14 protein-coding genes are annotated in these 20,235 nt (G+C 31.5%); 7 read left to right on the plus strand and 7 right to left on the minus strand.

Annotated elements, in window-relative coordinates:
* The 7 genes from ACRBBL_RS23205 to ACRBBL_RS23235 form a co-directional block, all read right to left on the minus strand.
* On the minus strand, positions 1 to 476 hold a 476-nt coding region (locus ACRBBL_RS23205; protein WP_431371487.1), incomplete at its 3' end, for a sensor histidine kinase.
* A gap of 644 nt (positions 477 to 1,120) precedes the next feature.
* Complete coding sequence (locus ACRBBL_RS23210) at positions 1,121 to 1,825, minus strand: hypothetical protein (protein ID WP_431371488.1); 705 nt, start codon at positions 1,823 to 1,825, stop codon at positions 1,121 to 1,123.
* Positions 1,826 to 2,053: 228 nt separating this feature from the next.
* On the minus strand, positions 2,054 to 2,989 hold the full coding sequence (locus tag ACRBBL_RS23215; RefSeq protein ID WP_431371489.1) for a hypothetical protein: 936 nt from the start codon (positions 2,987 to 2,989) through the stop codon (positions 2,054 to 2,056).
* A gap of 211 nt (positions 2,990 to 3,200) precedes the next feature.
* The gene (locus ACRBBL_RS23220; protein WP_431371490.1) at positions 3,201 to 4,163 is read right to left on the minus strand and encodes a hypothetical protein; all 963 of its coding nucleotides are present in this window, start codon (positions 4,161 to 4,163) and stop codon (positions 3,201 to 3,203) included.
* A 244-nt stretch (positions 4,164 to 4,407) separates the two neighbouring features.
* Positions 4,408 to 5,058, minus strand: coding sequence for a peptide-methionine (S)-S-oxide reductase MsrA (gene msrA, locus ACRBBL_RS23225; RefSeq protein ID WP_431371491.1), 651 nt, complete (start codon positions 5,056 to 5,058; stop codon positions 4,408 to 4,410).
* A 277-nt stretch (positions 5,059 to 5,335) separates the two neighbouring features.
* The gene (locus ACRBBL_RS23230; protein ID WP_431371492.1) at positions 5,336 to 5,686 is read right to left on the minus strand and encodes a DUF6249 domain-containing protein; all 351 of its coding nucleotides are present in this window, start codon (positions 5,684 to 5,686) and stop codon (positions 5,336 to 5,338) included.
* Between the two features lie 271 nt (positions 5,687 to 5,957).
* Positions 5,958 to 8,813 (minus strand): ATP-binding protein, encoded by a 2,856-nt coding sequence (locus ACRBBL_RS23235; RefSeq protein WP_431371493.1) that lies wholly within the window; start codon positions 8,811 to 8,813, stop codon positions 5,958 to 5,960.
* Positions 8,814 to 9,531: 718 nt separating this feature from the next.
* Here ACRBBL_RS23235 and ACRBBL_RS23240 point away from each other — a divergent pair.
* From ACRBBL_RS23240 to ACRBBL_RS23270, 7 genes are all read left to right on the plus strand, one after another.
* The gene (locus tag ACRBBL_RS23240) at positions 9,532 to 14,961 is read left to right on the plus strand and encodes a lectin-like domain-containing protein (RefSeq protein WP_431371494.1); all 5,430 of its coding nucleotides are present in this window, start codon (positions 9,532 to 9,534) and stop codon (positions 14,959 to 14,961) included.
* A 31-nt stretch (positions 14,962 to 14,992) separates the two neighbouring features.
* Positions 14,993 to 16,708 (plus strand): OmpA family protein, encoded by a 1,716-nt coding sequence (locus ACRBBL_RS23245; protein ID WP_431371495.1) that lies wholly within the window; start codon positions 14,993 to 14,995, stop codon positions 16,706 to 16,708.
* Positions 16,709 to 16,940: 232 nt separating this feature from the next.
* Positions 16,941 to 17,165 carry a hypothetical protein gene (locus ACRBBL_RS23250; RefSeq protein WP_431371496.1) on the plus strand — a complete coding sequence of 75 codons (225 nt, stop codon included), beginning with the start codon at positions 16,941 to 16,943 and terminating at the stop codon, positions 17,163 to 17,165.
* 142 nt (positions 17,166 to 17,307) lie between these two features.
* Complete coding sequence (locus ACRBBL_RS23255) at positions 17,308 to 17,568, plus strand: hypothetical protein (RefSeq protein WP_431371497.1); 261 nt, start codon at positions 17,308 to 17,310, stop codon at positions 17,566 to 17,568.
* 838 nt (positions 17,569 to 18,406) lie between these two features.
* Positions 18,407 to 18,991: an RNA polymerase sigma factor gene (locus tag ACRBBL_RS23260; protein WP_431371498.1), complete on the plus strand. Its 585-nt coding sequence runs from the start codon at positions 18,407 to 18,409 to the stop codon at positions 18,989 to 18,991.
* Positions 18,975 to 19,373 (plus strand): hypothetical protein, encoded by a 399-nt coding sequence (locus ACRBBL_RS23265; protein WP_431371499.1) that lies wholly within the window; start codon positions 18,975 to 18,977, stop codon positions 19,371 to 19,373. Before ACRBBL_RS23260 ends, ACRBBL_RS23265 begins: the two co-directional genes overlap by 17 nt.
* Before the next feature lie 73 nt (positions 19,374 to 19,446).
* The gene (locus tag ACRBBL_RS23270) at positions 19,447 to 20,205 is read left to right on the plus strand and encodes a hypothetical protein (RefSeq protein ID WP_431371500.1); all 759 of its coding nucleotides are present in this window, start codon (positions 19,447 to 19,449) and stop codon (positions 20,203 to 20,205) included.
* Positions 20,206 to 20,235: the final 30 nt, after the last annotated feature.

A 20,235-nucleotide genomic window follows, 5' to 3' on the forward strand; every position in this document is an offset into this window, starting at 1 on the left:
TCTTCATCACCATTTATTGTTAAGGAAGCTTCTATAAAGTTTAATCTATTGAAACGTGCTACTTCCAGACTAACCGCTTCAGGAAGCATAATGTTTTTCAACGCATCCGGATTAATTAATTTAGAAAGTGCGCGTAATTCTGTTAAACTCTTTGAAATAGTATCGCTTACGCCAGAAATATCTTCATTACAACCTGCGAGTTGATGTAATTGTATTTTAGCGAGTGTTAACAGCTGTCCAATATTATCATGCAATTCCCAACTAATATTACGCAAGGTTTGCTCACGAATCTCAATTTGTGTTTCAGCAATGGCATTTTCAAATTCGCGTTGTGCTAGCTGCTTTTCATTCAAGAGCTTATTCTTCCGTTTGATAAAGACCAAGAATAGTGCAATAATAGCAACAACCATTAGTATAAAAACTAATGCTATAATTATTGCTGAGATATCTCCTGGTTCTGTTTCTTGTGACTGCATATAAAACCTACTATATAACAAATGTTTAAAATCAAAATTAATACTTGTAATAATGTATTCATCAAAGCAAAATTTTCTGAATAATGTTTTAAAGTAATCACCCATGGAATTACTCCAATATTAAATAGAATAACCCCTACACTAATCCAAAATAATAAGTCTCTAGTTACATTTAGAACTTTTTCCGAATTTAATATTTCTATAAAATAGAAAATTACAGTAAAAATCAAGAAACAGGAGGCCATTATAAATGGATAAGTAACTAAATCTTTACTGTAATTTTCAAAAAATAATCCATTAACTGTAAAAGCTATAATATATATAATAGCAAAAATGATTACAATTTTCTTATATTTTTTATCTTTTAAAAAATTCCAATAAATAGAAAATAAAAAAGGGAAGCTAATTAGTAAATATATATTGTAGATTATTAGATTATACATTTCTAAAACGTCTGATGAATATTTGCCAATAGCTTCATTTATTGCTATATACCAAAGGTAAATCAAAAAATATTTGAGATACGAGTTTTTATATTTATAAAAATAAAAACTTGCGATGATTGCAGTAATTATTTCAACATATAAAATTAAATTATATAGTATATTATCTTGCATTTAGGGTTAGCCAATTATACTTTTAAATTAATCTTTTTTTGGAGGCGGAGGTGATAAATGACCTAAATTAAAAGACAAACTTGTTCCATCATCGCCATTTTTAGCATTTGCTGATTTTTGCATTGCCTTTCCTTTTGCTTCTTTGTGACCTAAATCACTGTTTGCCATAAAGGCACGTTCATAATCGTTATATTCATCTAGTAGCAAACGTCTGATCACTTTATATTTTCCAACTAAAGAATCATTATCAGAATTTGGCTTTATATAAAAAGGCAAATTCTTCATGTTGTGATTCTTATGATCTGACGTGTTGATTTGATCAATCTTAACAGTTGGATTTAAGAAAACGGTTTGTTGTTTTGGATATTTTTCATGCGCGTCATAAGCTCCAAAATACACACGAATACCAGAAATTTTAGGGTTGTCAGGGTTTTTATTTTGTACAGTTTCTAAATAATTCATATAACTTTTCATTTTTTCATACTCAAACCATACAAATTGTGTATCGAGAAAAGTTGAATCATTTGGACCGCCAATGGCATCATTGATTACTTGATAACGCGTGTTTTTATAAGTTTCATGCAATTCAATTGCTTTATTTACAGTAATAATACCTTTTCCTGTTGGCGGAGTTGTAGGACATGATGGTTCGCAAAAATATTCTTTGCATACAAAGAAACCAATTGCGACTCCTAATACTAAAGGAACTAGTGTACGTACTAAATTTTTCATAAGGGTTGTAGTTTTGTTAGTCTTATTTAATTCATGCTAAAATTAGCCAATCTTTTCGGAAAAAAAATCGCAAATCAAAAATTGGGTGTTTTTCCCTTTTTATAAAAAGTGGTAAAAAGAATGTAATTAAGAAAAAAGCTACAAATAGAATTCGGGAAGTAGTGTAAAGAGAAATTATTGAAATAGAAATGGACTATGAAGAAATTAGATAGGTTTGGAGGAAAAATTCTAATCGTTTCTTGGCGGTGGTGATAAATGTCCCATATTGTATGTTAGACTCTCGTCTTCATCAGTATCAGAAGAACCGTCTTTATGAAAAAAATCATTGTTTAGAAAATTGTCTAAACGTGTTCCTTTGCTATTGATAATGGTTTGTTGCTGTGTACTTGCCGCTAAAAACACGGTTTGCGCATTGGATTTCAATTCTAAATCAGGATTCGTATCATATACTCCAAAAAACACATCAATTCCAGTAATGGCTAAATTATACTCGTTTGATTTATTTTTTAGATACTTTATATATCCTTTAATTTCATCTAAAGAATACCAAACCGCTTTTGTATAAAAATCTTTAGGAACTTTCGAAACTATTGGTTCAATATACTGAGTTTGATAGTTATTAAACAAGTTCACGGCTTCATTAAATGAAAGATATCCATCAGTAGAAAGTATTAATTTCTGATTGTCATGTGTCGTTTTTGTAGTTTCTAAAAATGTATCAATATGTGTAAAAGTTAAAAACTGATCATTTTCAATGGTAAACGATTCTTGGTAATCTAACTGCGCATTTCTGGTGGATGGCATAATAAACGTAGTACGCTTTCCAGTTGCATCTGCACCAAATATAAAGCTAATTCCTGTAATAGGAATGTCTTTTGAAACTGCAATAGTTTCTAAATGTTGAATATAATTTGTGAATACATCTAGCTCAAAATGGATTACTTTGTCTTTAAAAGCGGTTTTTGCTTTTCCAATAGTAGCGAGTCTAGTAGTGTGATCGTTTTTGAAAAGAGTAGCTGCTTTTGCAGTCGAGATTATCTTCTCAGGTCTTTCTAGCGCTGCGTTTAGGCGCTCTTCTTCTGCTTGCTGATTTGTTTCACAACTTAGGAACAATGGAATACACACAAGTCCTAAAGAAACAAATGCAATCATTTTTTTCTTCATGGTTATAGTTTTACGATGTTAAAGTGTAAAATCGCGACTTAATATGTAATTACAGTATCAAATGTAAGAAAAACACGCAATCGTTTTCGTGAATTTGTATAACTGTCATTTTTTTGTGTGTAATTGTCCTATTTCTTAAGAATATGTTAAAAAAGAAAACCGACAAGGTGAGTTGTCGGTTCTTAATATTTTAAATGATGTAACTTCTAAATTAATCTTTACATGGAACTCTATTTCCATTTTCATCAAAGCAAGTTCTTGGAGGTGGAGATAATTGCCCTAAATTAAAAGCCAAACTTCCATTAGTATCTTCCTCATTTTTAGCAAAGAAATCTTCTTGCTTTAAACTTTGTAATGACTTACCTGCTACATTTACAATAGTTTGTTGTTTCGTGCTTGCAGCTAAGAAAACAGTTTGTGCATTCGACTTTAATTCCAAACTTGGATCATTATTATAAACACCAAAGAATACATCAACTCCAGTAATTGCTAAATTATACTGAGCAGATTTTTTCTTTAAATAGTTAAAATAACCTTTAAATTCATCCAAGGAATACCAAACCGCTTTTGTATAATAGTCTTTGGTAACTTTCTTTGCAAATGGCTGAATGTATTGTGATTGATAATTGTTAAACATTGCAACCGCTTCATTAAAAGACACATATCCATTGGTTGAAAGCACTAAGTTTTCATCGTTCTGTGAACTGTTTTGTGGCTTTAATACTGCATCAACATGTTTAAATGTTAGAAATTGTCCATTTTCAATGGTAAATGATTCTTGGTAATCTAAGTCAGCATTACGTGTTGAAGGCATTAAAAAGGCTGTTCTTTTTCCATTCGCGTCAGCACCAAAAACAAAACTTGCGCCCGTAATAGGAATATTTTTAGAAGTTGCTAAGTTTTCTAAACGACTTATATAACTTTCTAAGTTTTCTAAATCAAAGTGAATGGCTTTATCTTCAAAGCGTATGCCTTTCTTTCCAATTTGTGCCAAACGTGTTTGTTGATCATTGTTAAATAATGTTGCAGCCTGGGCATTGGAAATAATTTTGGCAGGTGTTTCTATGGCTGCATCTAATTGTTCTTCTGCAGCATGATTGTTGGATTCACAACTAAGGAAAAATGTAGCACATACAAGTCCCAAAGAAGCAAATGAGATCATTTTTTTCTTCATGAGTTTTAAAAGTGTTTAATTCGTTAAATTGAAAAAACGCGTTTTATGTATGTAATTACATTATAAATGTAGGAAAAGTTATTTTAAAAAGAAAGATTATTGTGTAAGCGTCATGTTTTTGCTGTGAGCGTTAAGTTTCGGGGTGAATTAGCTTGTAAAAATGTTCTCCACAAAAAAACCGATAACAAGTTGCTATCGGTTGATTCTATTTTTTTTAGAAAACTCATAATTCTGAATTAATCAATTAATGTCCATCTTTCTTCAATAACTCAGGAAATTTCCTCTGAAAACGCTTTAATCTAGGAATTGAAACGCCTTTGATATATGGATTGTTGGGATTTCTAGCTTCATAATCTTGATGGTAATCTTCTGCATCGTAAAAAGCAGTGTATTTTGTTATTTCAGTTGTAATTGGTCCACTGAATACCTTGTCTTTTTTTAGTTTTGCTATGTATGCATCTACAATTTTCTTTTCAGTATCATTCTTATAAAATATTGCCGAACGATACTGTCTACCAGCATCTGGTCCTTGTCGGTTAAGCGTTGTTGGATCGTGCGAACCAAAAAATACTTTCACCAATGTTTCATAAGAAACTACTTTTGGATCGTAATATACTTTTACCGCTTCCGCGTGATCTGTTCTTCCAGCGCTTACCAATTGATAGTTAGCAGTTTTTGCTTTTCCTCCTGCATATCCAGAAACGACTTCTTTTACACCTTTTACACTTTCAAAAATAGCTTCAACACACCAAAAACATCCACTTGCAAAATATGCTGTTTCATACTTGTCTAATTGTTGTTGTGTAAATTGTTCTTTTTTTTCTGTATTTGTATTTGAGTTACAACTCAAAGAAAAAAATAGAATAGCGATCAAAGGCAAATAAATAGATTTCATAACAATTAAATTATTTTTCTGTTCAGTCGTGTGTAATTTTAAAACTTACGCTTAAATATTGGTTAACTGTAAAATTAAGGTTTGTTTAACAATTGCAAAGATACAAATTGAATTCTTGACCTCTTCGGTTGTTAGAATGATATTAGTTACTTAAACAATAGAAGTTGCTTAAAGTTTTTAAAACTGTACAAAAACAAAAACGACTGCTTTTCCTAAGAAAAACAATCGTTTTCATCATTTTTGATTAACTAACTGGTTTTTTGATTGATGTAGTAAGTTATTCTTGATTTACTAACTTTTTCGTTACAAAGAATCCTGTAAATAAAGCAACTCCGCCAACTAAAAAGATGGTTCCTGGATACGCTATTTCTTCTGGCAATAATAATACGGTATGAAGCATATATCCAACAAAAATACCCAATCCGATACCAATCATTAAAATGGCAAGATTCAAGACTAACACTTTCCATGTTGGTGTCAATGTTTTTTTGGTATTGAAAAAGATGGAAGCGTCTCCGCCTTTTTCAATCAATGCTAATCGTTCTTTGTTTCTTGATGAAATGTACAAATAGAAAATTCCGAAAAAGACTCCGAAAATTGCTGGTACGATAATTATTTCTGATCCCATAATACTTGTTTTTTTAAGTTTAGTTTTTGTATTTGCCCATTATGACGAGCAGTTTTTTATTTTGGTTACAGAAATTTGTAATTTTTTTTAAAACTTGTGAATTGGTAGTGTTTCAACTTTAGTATTGAGTATTGACAAATTAGTATTGAGAAGTTTCAATCATTTGTAAATATCTCGAAATCATTATGGCAATTGATAAAGGTAGTATATGACTATGATCAAAACGTTCTTTGTCACTTGTAAAGTTTCATCGAATTGTAAATAGTACCATTTACTCTCTATCTATCAATTCACTTGGTTTTAATCCAAACCTTTCAGAAAATACCTTATTGAAATAGCCATAGCTATTGATGCCAATGTCAAACATAATTCGTTTAATTCGTTTTTCTTTTCTATTAACAATCATTTCATAAGCTGTTAAAAGTCGCACTTCCAATATTAGTTTATTGGGACTTAAGCCAGTACTTTTTTTAATGATACGTGTAAATTGTCGGGTACTGTAGTTGCATTTTTCAGCTAGTTTTGATACCGAAAATGTTTCGTCAGATAGGTTTTTAGTAATCGCGTCATTTGCCAATTTGACTACAGTATCAACATTGGTGTTTGCTGTGCTTTCTTCTTTTTCTAAGACAGACTCTTTTATATATTGCATTTGTAATTCTTTGTTACTTAGCAATACTTTAATCCTTGTAATGAGTTCAATATCTTGAAATGGTTTTATCAAATAATCATTAATTCCCATAGCAAGGCCTTTCTTCTTATTTTCAGACAACGTACTTGCTGTAATCATAATAAAAGGAGTGTCTTTGTGTGTTGTTGAATTTAATATTTCTTTAAACTCATGTCCATCTACTTTTGGCATTCGTAAATCAGAAACAATTACATCATACATACTCATTTGAATTTTTTCCAAAGCATTATCAACAGATAGTGAAACATCTACATTGTAAAATGGCTTTAATAGCTCTTCTAAATACAATGTCATTTCAAAATTGTCTTCTACCAAAAGTAAGTTGGGCAGGTTTGTATTCTTACGTTGTTCTTCAATAGAACCTTCAATAGAGATGATATCAGATGCGGAAGTCTCTTTTACAAAGTCTGAAATATTTTCTTCTTCAATTGGAAGTGTTATTACAAACAAACTCCCTTCTCCTGAGTTACTTTTTATATCAATTTGACCACCTAATAACTCCGTAAAATTTTTCACTAAGGAAAGCCCGATACCAACGCCACTAATCAATTTGTTTGAAGAAGCTTGATAAAAACGGTCAAAAATATATGCTTGTTCTTCTTCTGGAATTCCATAGCCTTCGTCTTGAACTTTAAAAATTAAGTGTTGTTTTTCTATAATTGATGTAAAGGTGATTTTTGTATTTCCAGGACTATATTTGATCGCATTCATCATTAGGTTGTTCAATATTTTTTCAATCTTATCATAATCTAATTTTAATGTGATATCATTTTTAATATTGGTAGTATGCACTAATGAAATCTGCTTCAGGTACATATTCTCTTTGTACTTAGAAAGTAATTGTTTTATAAAATCAATTAATACTTGTTGGTTTGTATATATTTGTTGCTGTGCCTTTTCAGATTTGATCAATGCTAAAAAATCATTGGAACTTGCGGTGACCTCATGACAGTTTCGAAGTCCAATTTCACTATATTTTGCAACTAAATTTGGTTTGAGTGTATTCTTATTAATCAAATTTAAATATCCACCAATAATAGTCATAGGCGTTCGTATTTCATGAAAGACATTTTCAAAGAATACAGTTCTTTGATTATTGATTTCTATTTCTTTTTCAAGTAAGGATAATTTGTACTTTCTTCTTTTTTGATAAAATAAAAATAGAACAGTAACAGTAAGTAAAACAAAAGCAAAGATAGAGATGATGAGAACTTGATTTTTCTTACCTTTTTCAATAGCTAAAGCAGCTATAGCTAACTCTTTTTCCTTCTGTTCGGTCTCAAATTTTACAGCAAATTCTTCTAATAAACCAGCTTCTTTTTGTTTCAACAAATTGCTTCGTTGTTCTGCATATAAAAACAAATAATCAGAAGCAGATTTGTATTCTTTAGTCTGCATGTATATATTACCTCCGAGTTTATAATAATCTATCGTAAAGATTTTTTTAATGCTAGGATCAATATATGGGTCATTATTTTTTGTGAAACTATCAAAGTAGGTTTTTGCTTTTTCATAATTCCCTTGTGTTGCATACAAATTTGCAAAAAGTAAATCAAAACTTCTTTTTCCAAAATCTAAATGATAGGTACTTCTTGCTTTTTCATACAATTCAAGTGCTTTCGCGAATTCTTTATTATGTAGATAAAGATTCCCTAAAATAATATATGAATGTACTATTCCGCTTGGTTGATCGATACTTTTAAAGTAAGATTCCAACTCAACAAGAGTTTCTTCCGCTTTTTTTTCAGACATATAAATCATATTTTCAGCTAATTGAAAATGATATATGTACTTCCAGCGTTTTGCAGATTTTGAAGTAGAATCGACAGGAATTAAAGATAATTGCCGCATTTGCTTGCTTAGATTTTCTTGTTCTAATTTTTCATAGATATCTGCAAGCGTATCGTAAGCAACCATAAGATTTACTTGATCATTTTTTTCCTTACACAAAGTGATTATCTTTTTATAATAATGAATCACTTTGTTATAATCATTAAATCGCTGGTAAATGGCAGCATAGATGCTATATACTTTATAATGTTCTCTTCTATAATTTACTCGATCTCCTATAGCAATTGCTGAATCTAAATAACGTATGGTATGCTTATAATCGTTTATAGTTGCATTTTTCATAGGAGCTTCAACTCTAGCGGCATAATTAGCTGCATTAAAATATTTTTTTACATATAAGCTATCATGCTCTTGCGTTTTGTACATACTTTTTAAAGCTTGCTCTGTATACCATAAAGTGCTATCTCTTTTATAAGTCTGAGCGGAAAGACTAATGGATTTTGCTTTTTTAAAAAAATAGTCTATTTGCTTTTTCGTATTTGCCTGTTTAGAAAGGTCTTTGGAATTGTTGTTTTGCGCAATAGAAACATTCGTAAAAAAAGGAAAAAGAAATATTGCAAATACAAAAATAAATGCTTGTTTCATAAAAAAGAGTTTTAGGGGAGTTTCTTAAATATACTTAAATAAAATTAGAAATTAGGAAGTTAACCAACAACAACAACGGTCTTAATGTCCTATTTGAAATACATTATGTCCCAAATGAGACAATACATATAAAGGCATATTGTTAGGGTTTCAAGGCAATTAACTATGAGTTTAAAATTTTAAATAATATTTTATATAGCTGAAAATAAGATGTTTAAATTTTGTTTTCGGATACATACTTCATTCGTATTTACAAACATAAAACAGCCTAGTACAATTGATGAGGCATACAACTTCAAAATATTTTAAGGAATATAAATCAGTGTTAAATTTTGTGGTATAAAACATCAAAAATGATCATTAAGAGATATGTTTTTATGCTTTTAAAATGACAAATTATTGTCAAAAACTTTTTTTAAGACGTCTTATTTGAAATGGTTAATGTCTTTTTTGAAACTGCTTTAATCTAAAATCAACTTCATATTTGTAAACATAATTACTCATCCCTAAATCCCTATTACTCATATGAATATTTGTAATAACATATTGAGTAATACCATATACTACCATACTTATTTAGAAATGCTTTTAAAGTGAAACGAATGTATAGATCATAACATTTCTTCAAAAGTGTATTGTAAAACTAATGCTGTTTACAGTAAAAGCGATCCTAAATAAAATATAACAAGTATTAATTTTTCATCTAAAGACAAACCAAATGCAAAAATTTGTAGTATTCATATTATTCGTATGTATTAGTATGATTTCCGTAACTCCACTAATCGCACAAGATGCGGATGGCGATACAGTTCTTGATATTAATGATTTAGACGATGACAATGATGGTATCCCAGATTTAAATGAGTTAGATTGTACAACAACTATTAGCCCTGCATTTTTACCAGTAGACCCTCCTGTGGTCATCACAAGTGTTACAGACGTATCCGGACTATATGATGGAGTTAATGTTTTTGGAGCAACTTTTAATGCTGTAGGCGATATATTAGTGTTAGATTTAGGACAAGTAGTGGCTAGTGGCAGAGATATTATTGTAAATATATACGCTATCAACCCGGCTACTAAAACCCTTGTAATAAGTGAGTCAAATAATACAGGTACACTAACTTCAAACTCACAATCCTTTACATATACAGTTGCTGGTGCACAAGCATTTACATATACTACAATTGCTGCTACCCAGTATATAAAACTGGAAATGACCGTTAATAATGCAGGAAGAATTATCGTAGATCAAGTTGAAGTTCAAGCTTTAGCTACCCAAAATTGTGTTGATATCGACACTGATGGTGATGGGATAGTAAACCGATTAGATTTAGATAGTGATGGCGATGGTTGTCCAGATGCCTTAGAAGCAAATGTATCGCCTTCAAATGATTTAATGTCAGGAAGTATAGTAAATGGCGATGGTACTACCAATACAACTACTACAATTGGTTACGCTAATTTCACATTTACATCACCAACCAACGATGCCAACGGTGACGGTTATTATGATGCTGCTACATTTGTAGCAACAGATTATACAAACAGCGCACTAGATGCGGCAGCTAAAGGAACAAATTGTTCTTTAGTATATTCTTGTAATCCAACGCCCTCTGGAATCCTAGATAGTGATGGCGATGGTGTATCTGACGTTTGCGATTTGGATGATGACAACGATGGTATACTAGACTGTGAAGAAAAAGGAATAGATACTAGCTCATTGACAAGTACATTTAACTTCGTCAATTCTGCTGTTGCAATAAGTGCTACTGAAGCTCAACTAACTGATTTATCGCAAGGTCAATTTAATGGAATTTTCACGAATGATAAAGTTGATTTTAATACTAATTTTTCTTTTTCTTTTGAGATAAACTTAGGAGATCGTACTAGTAACGGAGCAGATGGTATTGGAGTTGTTTTTCATAATGATCCAAGCGGTAACAACGTAATTGGGTTGAATGGTTCTGGCCATGGAGCCTCGGGGCTTCAAAATGCTATCTATCTAGAGATAGATACCTATCAAAACACAGGTGAAATTTCAGAAGATCACAGTCAAATAAGAACTGGGGTTGCTCCATTGTCCACCGTTATAGATTTAGAAAGTAGCTTAGGGGAATTAGAAGATGGTCAATGGAGAGAAGTAACCGTAACATGGGATGCAGCGTTACAAAACCTTAGTTTTACTTTGGGCGGTATCAATGCAGGTGAAATTACAGGGTATGACGTAATTAATAACGTATTTGGAGGATCTAACTTAGCCTATTTTGGTGTCACAGCATCAACAGGTCAAGCTGCTAATGATCATAGAGTACGATTTCCTAATATATGCAACTTACCATTAGGTATCGATACTGATGAGGATGGAGTCCCTAACTACTTAGATTTAGACTCTGATAATGATGGTATTCCAGATAATATTGAAGCCCAAACCACAACAGGATATATTGCTCCAAATTCAGATAGTAGTACTACATATACAGCAAATTATGGGGTAAATTCTGCGTATGCAGGAGGATTGACACCCGTAAACACCGATGGAACTGATACTGCCGATTATATAGATTTAGATGCAGATAATGATGCCGTTTTTGATATAAATGAATCAGGTGATGGACTTATAGATGCTAATAATGATGGAATGACCGACGGAGCAGTTGGGATTAATGGACTCGATAATACTGTAGATAATGGAGGTGTTGATGATTATTCTGATATAAATGGAAAATATGATGACACGCAATCAGATAATTTTACAGATACCGACGAAGATGTGCTCTCAGGAGGAGATGTAGATTATAGAGACATATTAGATACAGATGGTGATGGTGTTACCAATTACATAGATTTAGATGATGATAATGACGGTATTTTAGATACTGACGAAGGTTGTATAACAATACCAGTATCTCCAGCAAATAGCGCAGTTGATTCTAGTGTTGCTTGGTCTTTAAATTTAATCAATGATGGAGATTTTACAGCAGATAATGGAACAGCTTTTAATTTAGCAAATCAGTATGTAGTTCTAGATTTAGGAGGTGTAGTTCCAATGGGAACCAATGTTACCATTACACTTTGGAAAAGTAATGATAACAACAAAACAATGCGATTTGCACAACTTCCTAATGGTACTGTAAATTTGGGAGGTGGTACTGAACTAGGTACTATTGATGATACAGCCATTCTAGGAGGAACTGATGTCACGAATCAGGTATATGCATTAACAGCAGATACACAATATTTTCAGATTGAAATGACTTCAAGGACTCAAGGTAGAATTGAAGTCATAGAAGTAACAGTAGACGGCTATGTGCAAGAAGCTAGGAATTCAGACAGTGATGCTTTTCTTGATTGCTTAGACCTTGATGCTGATAACGATGGTATTCCAGATAATATAGAAGCCCAAACGACAACAGGATACATAACACCCAATAATGATGACGCAGCTACTTATTTAGCAAATAACGGAGTAAACTCTGCATACCTTGGCGGATTAACACCCGTAAATACTGATGGAACTGATGAATTAGATTATTTAGATTCAGATGCCGATAACGATGGTATTCTTGATATAGAAGAAAATGGAGATGCAGATAATACAACTTCAGGAACTGATAGTGATAAAGATGGATTGGATGATAATTTTGACACAATATATAACTTAGGAGCTTTTCTTGATGTAAACGATGCAATCAATGATCCTACAACAGACCTTCCAGATAGTGATGGAGATGTACTCACAGGTGGCGATGTTGATTATAGAGATGCTAAAAAAAATCTAATCATTTCTCAAGTATATCACAATGGAAGCAATAAAGTAATAGAAGTTACCAACATAAGTACAAGTTCAATTACTGGAGGAACCACCAGTATAGCATTGTATGCAAATATGAGCGGAGATCAAACTGGAGTTTTACCAACGGGAGTATACACACTCGTAGGAGATTTAAATCCCAATCAATCAGTACTCATAGAAACAACAGGATTATCTGGGGTAACTATTAACAACAGTCCTATACGAGAAGTCAATGATGATGTTACCGCTTTTGATGGAGGAAATGATATTATTATTTTAACTAACTCAACGGATAACACTGCATGGGCAAATCGCATTGATGCAGTTGAAAATATTTCAAACATATCTTCTTTGATTAGAAATGATGATGTTGTAGAAGGAAATAAAACATATAATGAAATACAATGGACAGCCTTTGTAGATGATAATTTAGATCCTTACAGAGGTGCAGGTTCTGGAGGTGCAGAAAGGCATCCACACGACCCACTCATTTCAGAAGTAAATACAAGTGTATCCGATAAAAACCAAGGCTTGGGCTACCATCGAACGGGAACTACGGTTCGTAGCAGTTCAGCTTGGTCTAATGGATTACCTGATCGTTCTAGAAGAGTTTCAGTTGATGAAGATTATGAAATTACGAGCGATAACCTTTCAGCAAAAGCACTAACCATCAATAATAATAGTAAACTTTCTATAACAGATAATTTAATTGTAGTTACAGATCAAGTTACTCTTACAAATACAGCTGATGAAATTCGTTTAATAGGCACTTCACAATTAGTGTCAACACACGCCAATGCAACTCAAGTTACAGGGAACGGAAAGCTCTATGTAGATCAAAATTCAGAAGTACCAAGTACATATCGTTACAATTACTTTGGAAGTCCTGTAAATAGTATTGGCGTTTCAACATACACCGTAGCAGACGTATTTAAAGATGGTTCAATACCAACATCTGCTAATTCTACAGCAGTAGATATTAATTTTATAGGCGGTTATAATGGTGCGACAACGACACCAATAGCTATTGCAGAATATTGGATTTACACGCATGGAGTGGAAGCCAATTGGACACAAAAACTAAGTGCCGGAAGCATTCCTGAAACCGATGGAGTCATATTTAAAGGTCCAGGACAAGCACAAAACTACACATTTGCAGGAACACCAAAAGATGGCACGATGCAAACTACAGTGGCTGCAGATACCGATTACTTATTGGGTAATCCGTATGCAAGTGCTATAAGCGTACAGCGATTCTTAGAAGATAATTTATCAAGCACTACAGGAGCGGTATATTTTTGGGAACAAAAAGAAAGTATCAACGGAGATACAGATCAAAATAGTCACAACTTTAATGGATATGTTGGTGGCTATGCCATTCGAAATATTGCCATGGGACTTGCAGCAAACAACCCATTAAATACAGCAAATGATAATTCAGGTATTGCAGGATTGGGGAATGGTCCGTACCGAGAACCTGGAGCATATATTCCTTTAGGACAAGGATTTTTTATAGAAGGAAGTGTTACAGGAGGAACGGTTGAGTTCAATAATAGTCAGCGTGAATTTATTACAGAAGGAGCAAACGCTATCTTCTTTAGAAACGGAAACAATAACTCCTATCTCATAGAAAAGTCTTCTACAAGTAATTTACCAATTATCAAATTAGGAATGAATTATGTAAACCCAGACAACTTGAATTTACATCAACAAATAGGAATCTCGTTTTTGCAAACCAATTCCTTCGCCTTCGATGTAGGTTATGATGCTCCAATACCAGAATTAATGGCAACAAGTTTCTATTGGAATTTTGAAAATGATATTGAAAATTATGCCATCGTAGGTGTGCAAGAAATTACAGATGATTTAGAAGTACCATTAACGATTCAAGTTGATTATACAGGTAACATTCGCATCATGATTGATGAATGGGTACATGTGAATAGGAATGTATATTTAATAGATAAAGTAGAAAACATCAGTTATCTCATTAGTAATACTCCTGCGAACATTTTCTTAAATGTAGGTACGTATGCCAATCGTTTTGTGCTTGCTTTTCGTGCAAGCGGAACACTCGGTACACAAGAAACATCTGACACACAATTTTATGTCTACACAGAAACAACTACTCAAGATATTATTGTTGTAAAACCAGATCATATAAAAATTCAGAATGCAACATTATTTGATGTATTAGGGAAAGAAATTCAAATGTGGAATACCAACAACCATAATGCTAGTGATAACAAAATTCACTTAAAAGTTAGCAAGTTGGCAAATGGTATTTATTACTTAAAACTAAAGTCTGAACAAAAGGTTTTGACGAAGAAAGTTTACTTAGAATTTCATTAAAAACAGAGTACTCATATAAAACAGATCATTCATGTATCTTCAAATTACACCACCGCCACCACCAGAAGCACCAGGACCACCAGGATTACCAATAGACAATGGAATTCTACTGTTATTACTTCTTGGAGTTATGTATGGTTGCTATGTATCAATGGCAAAAAAAATAGACGATAAAAAATTAACCTATTGGGAAATCTACAGTGTTTATATATCGTCTATTATCAAAAAGTTTTGTAGCAAGCTCAAGAAATTCATGTCAATAGCAAAAATCCTATTCTTAATATTGATAGTGTTTCTTTCTACAGAAACAATAAAAGCACAGTCAGAAATTCCTGTAACACAAGATACCAGCGTTACTAATAATATTTTTATTAAAGAAGAAGTTCAGTCCAACAAATGGGCTATTGGTGGTGGACTCAGCAATTTTATCATGCATGGCGATTTACGCTCTATAGGTACAGGAAATCAAGGGAATTTATGGAATTTCGGAGGCTACTTATATGTTGATAAAATGTTCAACCCAATTTTGGGACTAGAGTTTAAAGTAAATTATAACAAACTTTCAGGTGGTGCACAATATTTCTCAGAAGTCTATGAAGTATTATATACCAATACAGGAACAATTAATAACAACTTATTTTTTGAAGGACGTTCATACGGAGCAGAACTCAATTTGATTTTAAGTTTATCAAATATTTATAGAAGGCAATCCGAAAAGTGGCACTTAGCTTCGTATATGGGAGTTGGATATCATCAATACAATTCGGTATTATATGAGAAAAATCCTGATGGTTCAAAAACTGAATTAGTTGATTTTGGGTTCAATCCCGCACGGAACAATGAAAATGAAGCAAGTTCAATTTATTTGTCTTTGCAACTTGGATTAAAATATCGCATTAGTAAAAAGATAGACCTAGAATTTAGACCAGGATTTTACCTAAACTATGAAGATCACTTGGATGCGACTATATCAGACAAACAAGATTTAGAAACCTTCTTTGTCAATCATATTGGACTTGTCTACAAATTTGGAAAACAAGAGAAATACACAATTTGGGGGAAAGACAATGAAGGAGATAAAAAAAATAGGAACAATACCAACAATCCATTCGATCTGATAGATACTGACGGTGATGGTGTTATAGATGAATTAGACATCGAAACGATGACGCCAAAAGGTGTAAAAGTATACGGAGATGGAAGTGCCGTTGATTCTGATAAAGATGAAGTTCCTGATTACAAAGATAAATGTCCTTTCAAAAAAGGATCACCAGCTTTAGAAGGTTGTCCACCAAATAAAGATACTGATGGCGATGGCGTGTATGATGATCAAGATGAATGTATTACCATTCCTGGATCAAAGACAAACAGAGGCTGTCCAGAAATTCCAAACTCAGTATTAAAGGAGCTGAATTATATCGCAAAGCGAATTTTCTTTGAGACAGATAGAGCCGTGATAAAAGCTAGATCGTATAACGATTTGGGTAGAATGGCAGATATCATGAAAAAGTTTCCAAAAATAGAATTCTATATAGATGGACATACCGATAGCAAAGGAAACTATTCTTACAATATGGCATTATCAAGAAGAAGAGCTATAGCTGTAAAAGAGTTCTTAGAAAACTTAGGAGTCAATGAAAATCAATTAGAAGCTAGAGGTTTTGGGTCAACAAGACCCATAGCATCTAATAATTCACCAGGCGGAAGGCAACTCAATAGAAGAGTTCGAATCAATTTAAAAATTTAAAACAATAATATGTGATTTTAAACCATAAAGAGATCGTTAAAAGGATGAATTTATGTTAATAAATAAGTTTAGAGATTTAGTATAATTTACCCTTTGTATCAATTAAAATTATGAAGTAATCATACAACAAAGCAACTGACTACATCATTATTCTTGATTACTTAATAGTTTGAAAGCCCAAAATGTTACATCGATCTCTTTTTAAAAATAATTTTTTAATCTGATAAGTAATATGAATTGGATAGGTACAAAAAAACAGAAAGAATCGATTACAAATGACGGATATCATTTACTAGTAAAATGTATTGATGAGTCTCGATATACATGGACTGTAAGTTACAGAGGGAATATGTTGCAAAAATTTAAAAATAAACCCATAACTAAAAACTCAATGCCAAGAGCCAAAAGGCAAGCAATTCGATTAATGGTATATCATATGCTAAAGAAGTTACACTGACTATTTATAATCACTCACTATATATTTCTCTATATACTGAATTTTCTGGTAGTCGTTTTAAGGCACGACTATATCTATTGAAAGAGAGGTTATGAGTAAGTACCTCTCTTTCTTTTTTTAATAACATGACTAAAATTAATAAATGAGAAATCTGACACTTTTAAAAGTATATTTTTGGATCTATTTGGTTAGCTGTTTGATACTTATATTATTCAATTGGAAACTAGTATTTTATAAAGGGATTTCTGAAATATCATTTATGTTTGAATTCATGTTAATTGGGTTTTTAGGATTATTGATAGATTGGGTTTTAGTAAAAATGGTAAAAAATGAACAAGTATTTCAAGGTTTAGAGTTATTAGTTGTATTCGTTTTTTCAATTATAGTTTGGAATAAGTTTTAAAGAATGATAAAATTATACAGTCTATAAAAATTGATAAAATAAGTATAACATGAAATTTAATAATGCAAAGTCAAAAAAAAGGTTGCATTTATATATTTCTTTTTATTTATTTCTGTTTTTTTAACAACAATGCATTTTTGTACATTTAGAAAAGATTTTAACATGGATAAAATATGGTATTTTCTTCCTGTAGCAATAGTAATTATTATAATATTCATGTATTGTAATGCAAAGTTTTTTGAATTCGACGGAGATGGAAGTGCATTGACTTTTATTAATAAAGGACTACTTATTTCAAACTTGATAAACTACAGAGAAAAGAGAGTCGAACTTCCAAAGGACAAATTGAAGTCTTATAAAATACACGATTATATTATTTATGCTAGTATTAATATTTATATAAAATCAAAAAGTAATAGAGTAGTACAGCGAAATTTTAATATTTCTTTTTTGAGCCTTAAACAAAAAAGAAGGTTAAAAAGAGCATTAGATAATATATTACAATCCTAGAATTGAAAATAGAAAAATTACGTTAGTCGTTGCTAATATAATTACTTGAGGTATTTTAAAAATTTAGCTTGTTCATCACCCGAAAATCATTGCCCTTTTTAGCACTACTTTTCAAATACGTGATTGTTTGAAAATATTATAAACAAACACCTAAAATATTAATGAAGTGAAGTGAGTAATTTTATCAATTCTAATGAGTCTTTCCTATTGCAAAAAAAACATGGTAACGGAACAGAAACCAACTCTAAGTGATGAATAACTGCATACCAGAAATAAAAAAAACAAAAAAACTGTAACCAATTCTAAAAAGTGATCGTCTTAACTAGAAATGATTCAAAACACTGACCAAGACTATATTGAACAGATACGCTCTGGAAACGTAGATGCGTATGCTGCACTTGTAACTAAATACCAGCTCATGATATTTACGTTGGCACTTCGTATGGTTGGAAATAGGGAAGACGCAGAGGAAGTTTCGCAAGACACTTTTGTTAAGGCTTACAAGGCTTTAGATTCGTTTAAAGGAACGTCTAAATTTTCTACGTGGTTGTATCGGATTGTATATAATACAAGTTTGGATTACATCAAAAAAAATAAAAGAATCATTTTATCAGAACATATTGATGAGATAAATGAAGCTGATATTGGTAGCATGCAAAATGCATTAACCTATATAGAAGCGAAAGAAAAAAAGCAATTGATTGAAAAAGCATTGTTACAATTACCCGAGGAAGAACGCGTGTTGTTAACCTTGTTTTATTTTGAAGAATTATCGCTTAAAGAAATCTCAGAAATTGTAAAAATATCGTATGATAATGTGAAGATTAAACTGCATCGCAGTCGAAAAAAACTATATCATATTTTAAAAAACGTTGTAGAACCTATATATTTGAATCATGGAAACAGGAGATAAGAAGTTAGATCAATTTACAAAAGATGTTATTCAGGAAGCTGGATTAGCTACACCTTCTGACAATTTTTTAGCCAATGTTATGGCAGAAGTTTCCAATGAAAAAGCTCCAGCAAGAGTATATAAACCATTGATTTCTAAAGTTGGCTGGCTAATTATTGGCTCTTTATTGGTGATTTTTGCGTTTGTACTTAAAAATTTCCCAATCGGATTTTCAATTTTTGGCGATTGGAATTTATCGAGCCTAATGATTGAAAAATACGAACCAATAGTAGACATTCCTGTAACCTATGCGTATTGCTTCTTCTTTTTATTAGTTTTTGTCTTGATTCAAATAAAAATGATAAAAAAGTTATTTGATAAGAATTTGAATAGCTTATCCTAGTAGAGGAAAGAAATAAGTTATAATTACGATACTTGAATATAAGTTATTAAATTAATCTTTCTAAAATAAGAAGTTGAGAGTTTTTAAAATTATTATTGGAATTGTTTTATTATACGGAGCAGGAAAAGAATATATAAATGCCAGTACACAAGTAGGCTCTTTTTTTGATATAGGAATTATTATAGCTATAGTACTTTTTCTTTTTTTATGTACATGGCTGATAGCTACTGGATTTTCAAAACAAAAATTACAGTTAAAGTCATTTAGTTTTTTAAAATACTTTATTATTTCTTTCTTAATTTTTGCACTTTTTTCATTATTCAATTTGAGTAGAAAAGCAATTCCTAGTGATTTTGTTAATATTAATGGCATCAGAATTCCATTAGGTAAATGTATTGAAGGTAACAGTAAAGTCATCCCTGATCTTGAAGAACGTAAATCATATTGTTTATGTTTTGCAGAGAAAATAGTAAATGACTCAACTTTAAGGTCAGAATATAAGGTTAGGTTAGAAAATGATAAATTTTCTAAAGTTATATTAGAACTTCAAAATACTCCAGCATTCATTGAACTTGATTTTGAAAATTGCTTGAAGTCTGTCAAAATGGTATGGACATATAAAATGATTAAATCAATAAAAAAAACTTGGAAAAAAGCACTATTAGGAAGTGAGTTTGAGAAGACTAATGATGTTGACGCGTATTGCGATTGTTTGATTAAAGAATATCGAATTTATCCTTTACGTAAGGTCATGGAAGATGGATTTTTTGAAAGTAATATAGCTACTGAAATTCAAGAAAAATGTACTAAAGAATCTGAAAAGAAAAACTAATTTTCTTGAACTTGGTTATTGCAATACATT

It is taken from the genome of Kordia sp. (assembly GCF_050633145.1).
Classification (GTDB): Bacteria; Bacteroidota; Bacteroidia; order Flavobacteriales; family Flavobacteriaceae; genus Kordia.

Coding starts and splice junctions, on each gene's coding strand:
- ACRBBL_RS23250 (WP_431371496.1), top strand. CDS start 16,941: ATGAATTGGATAGGTACAAAAAAACAGAAAGAATCGATTACAAATGAC.
- ACRBBL_RS23255 (WP_431371497.1), top strand. CDS start 17,308: ATGAGAAATCTGACACTTTTAAAAGTATATTTTTGGATCTATTTGGTT.
- ACRBBL_RS23210 (WP_431371488.1), bottom strand. CDS start 1,825: ATGAAAAATTTAGTACGTACACTAGTTCCTTTAGTATTAGGAGTCGCA.
- ACRBBL_RS23260 (WP_431371498.1), top strand. CDS start 18,407: ATGATTCAAAACACTGACCAAGACTATATTGAACAGATACGCTCTGGA.
- msrA (WP_431371491.1), bottom strand. CDS start 5,058: ATGAAATCTATTTATTTGCCTTTGATCGCTATTCTATTTTTTTCTTTG.
- ACRBBL_RS23235 (WP_431371493.1), bottom strand. CDS start 8,813: ATGAAACAAGCATTTATTTTTGTATTTGCAATATTTCTTTTTCCTTTT.
- ACRBBL_RS23245 (WP_431371495.1), top strand. CDS start 14,993: ATGTATCTTCAAATTACACCACCGCCACCACCAGAAGCACCAGGACCA.
- ACRBBL_RS23220 (WP_431371490.1), bottom strand. CDS start 4,163: ATGAAGAAAAAAATGATCTCATTTGCTTCTTTGGGACTTGTATGTGCT.
- ACRBBL_RS23215 (WP_431371489.1), bottom strand. CDS start 2,989: ATGAAGAAAAAAATGATTGCATTTGTTTCTTTAGGACTTGTGTGTATT.
- ACRBBL_RS23230 (WP_431371492.1), bottom strand. CDS start 5,686: ATGGGATCAGAAATAATTATCGTACCAGCAATTTTCGGAGTCTTTTTC.
- ACRBBL_RS23265 (WP_431371499.1), top strand. CDS start 18,975: ATGGAAACAGGAGATAAGAAGTTAGATCAATTTACAAAAGATGTTATT.
- ACRBBL_RS23240 (WP_431371494.1), top strand. CDS start 9,532: ATGCAAAAATTTGTAGTATTCATATTATTCGTATGTATTAGTATGATT.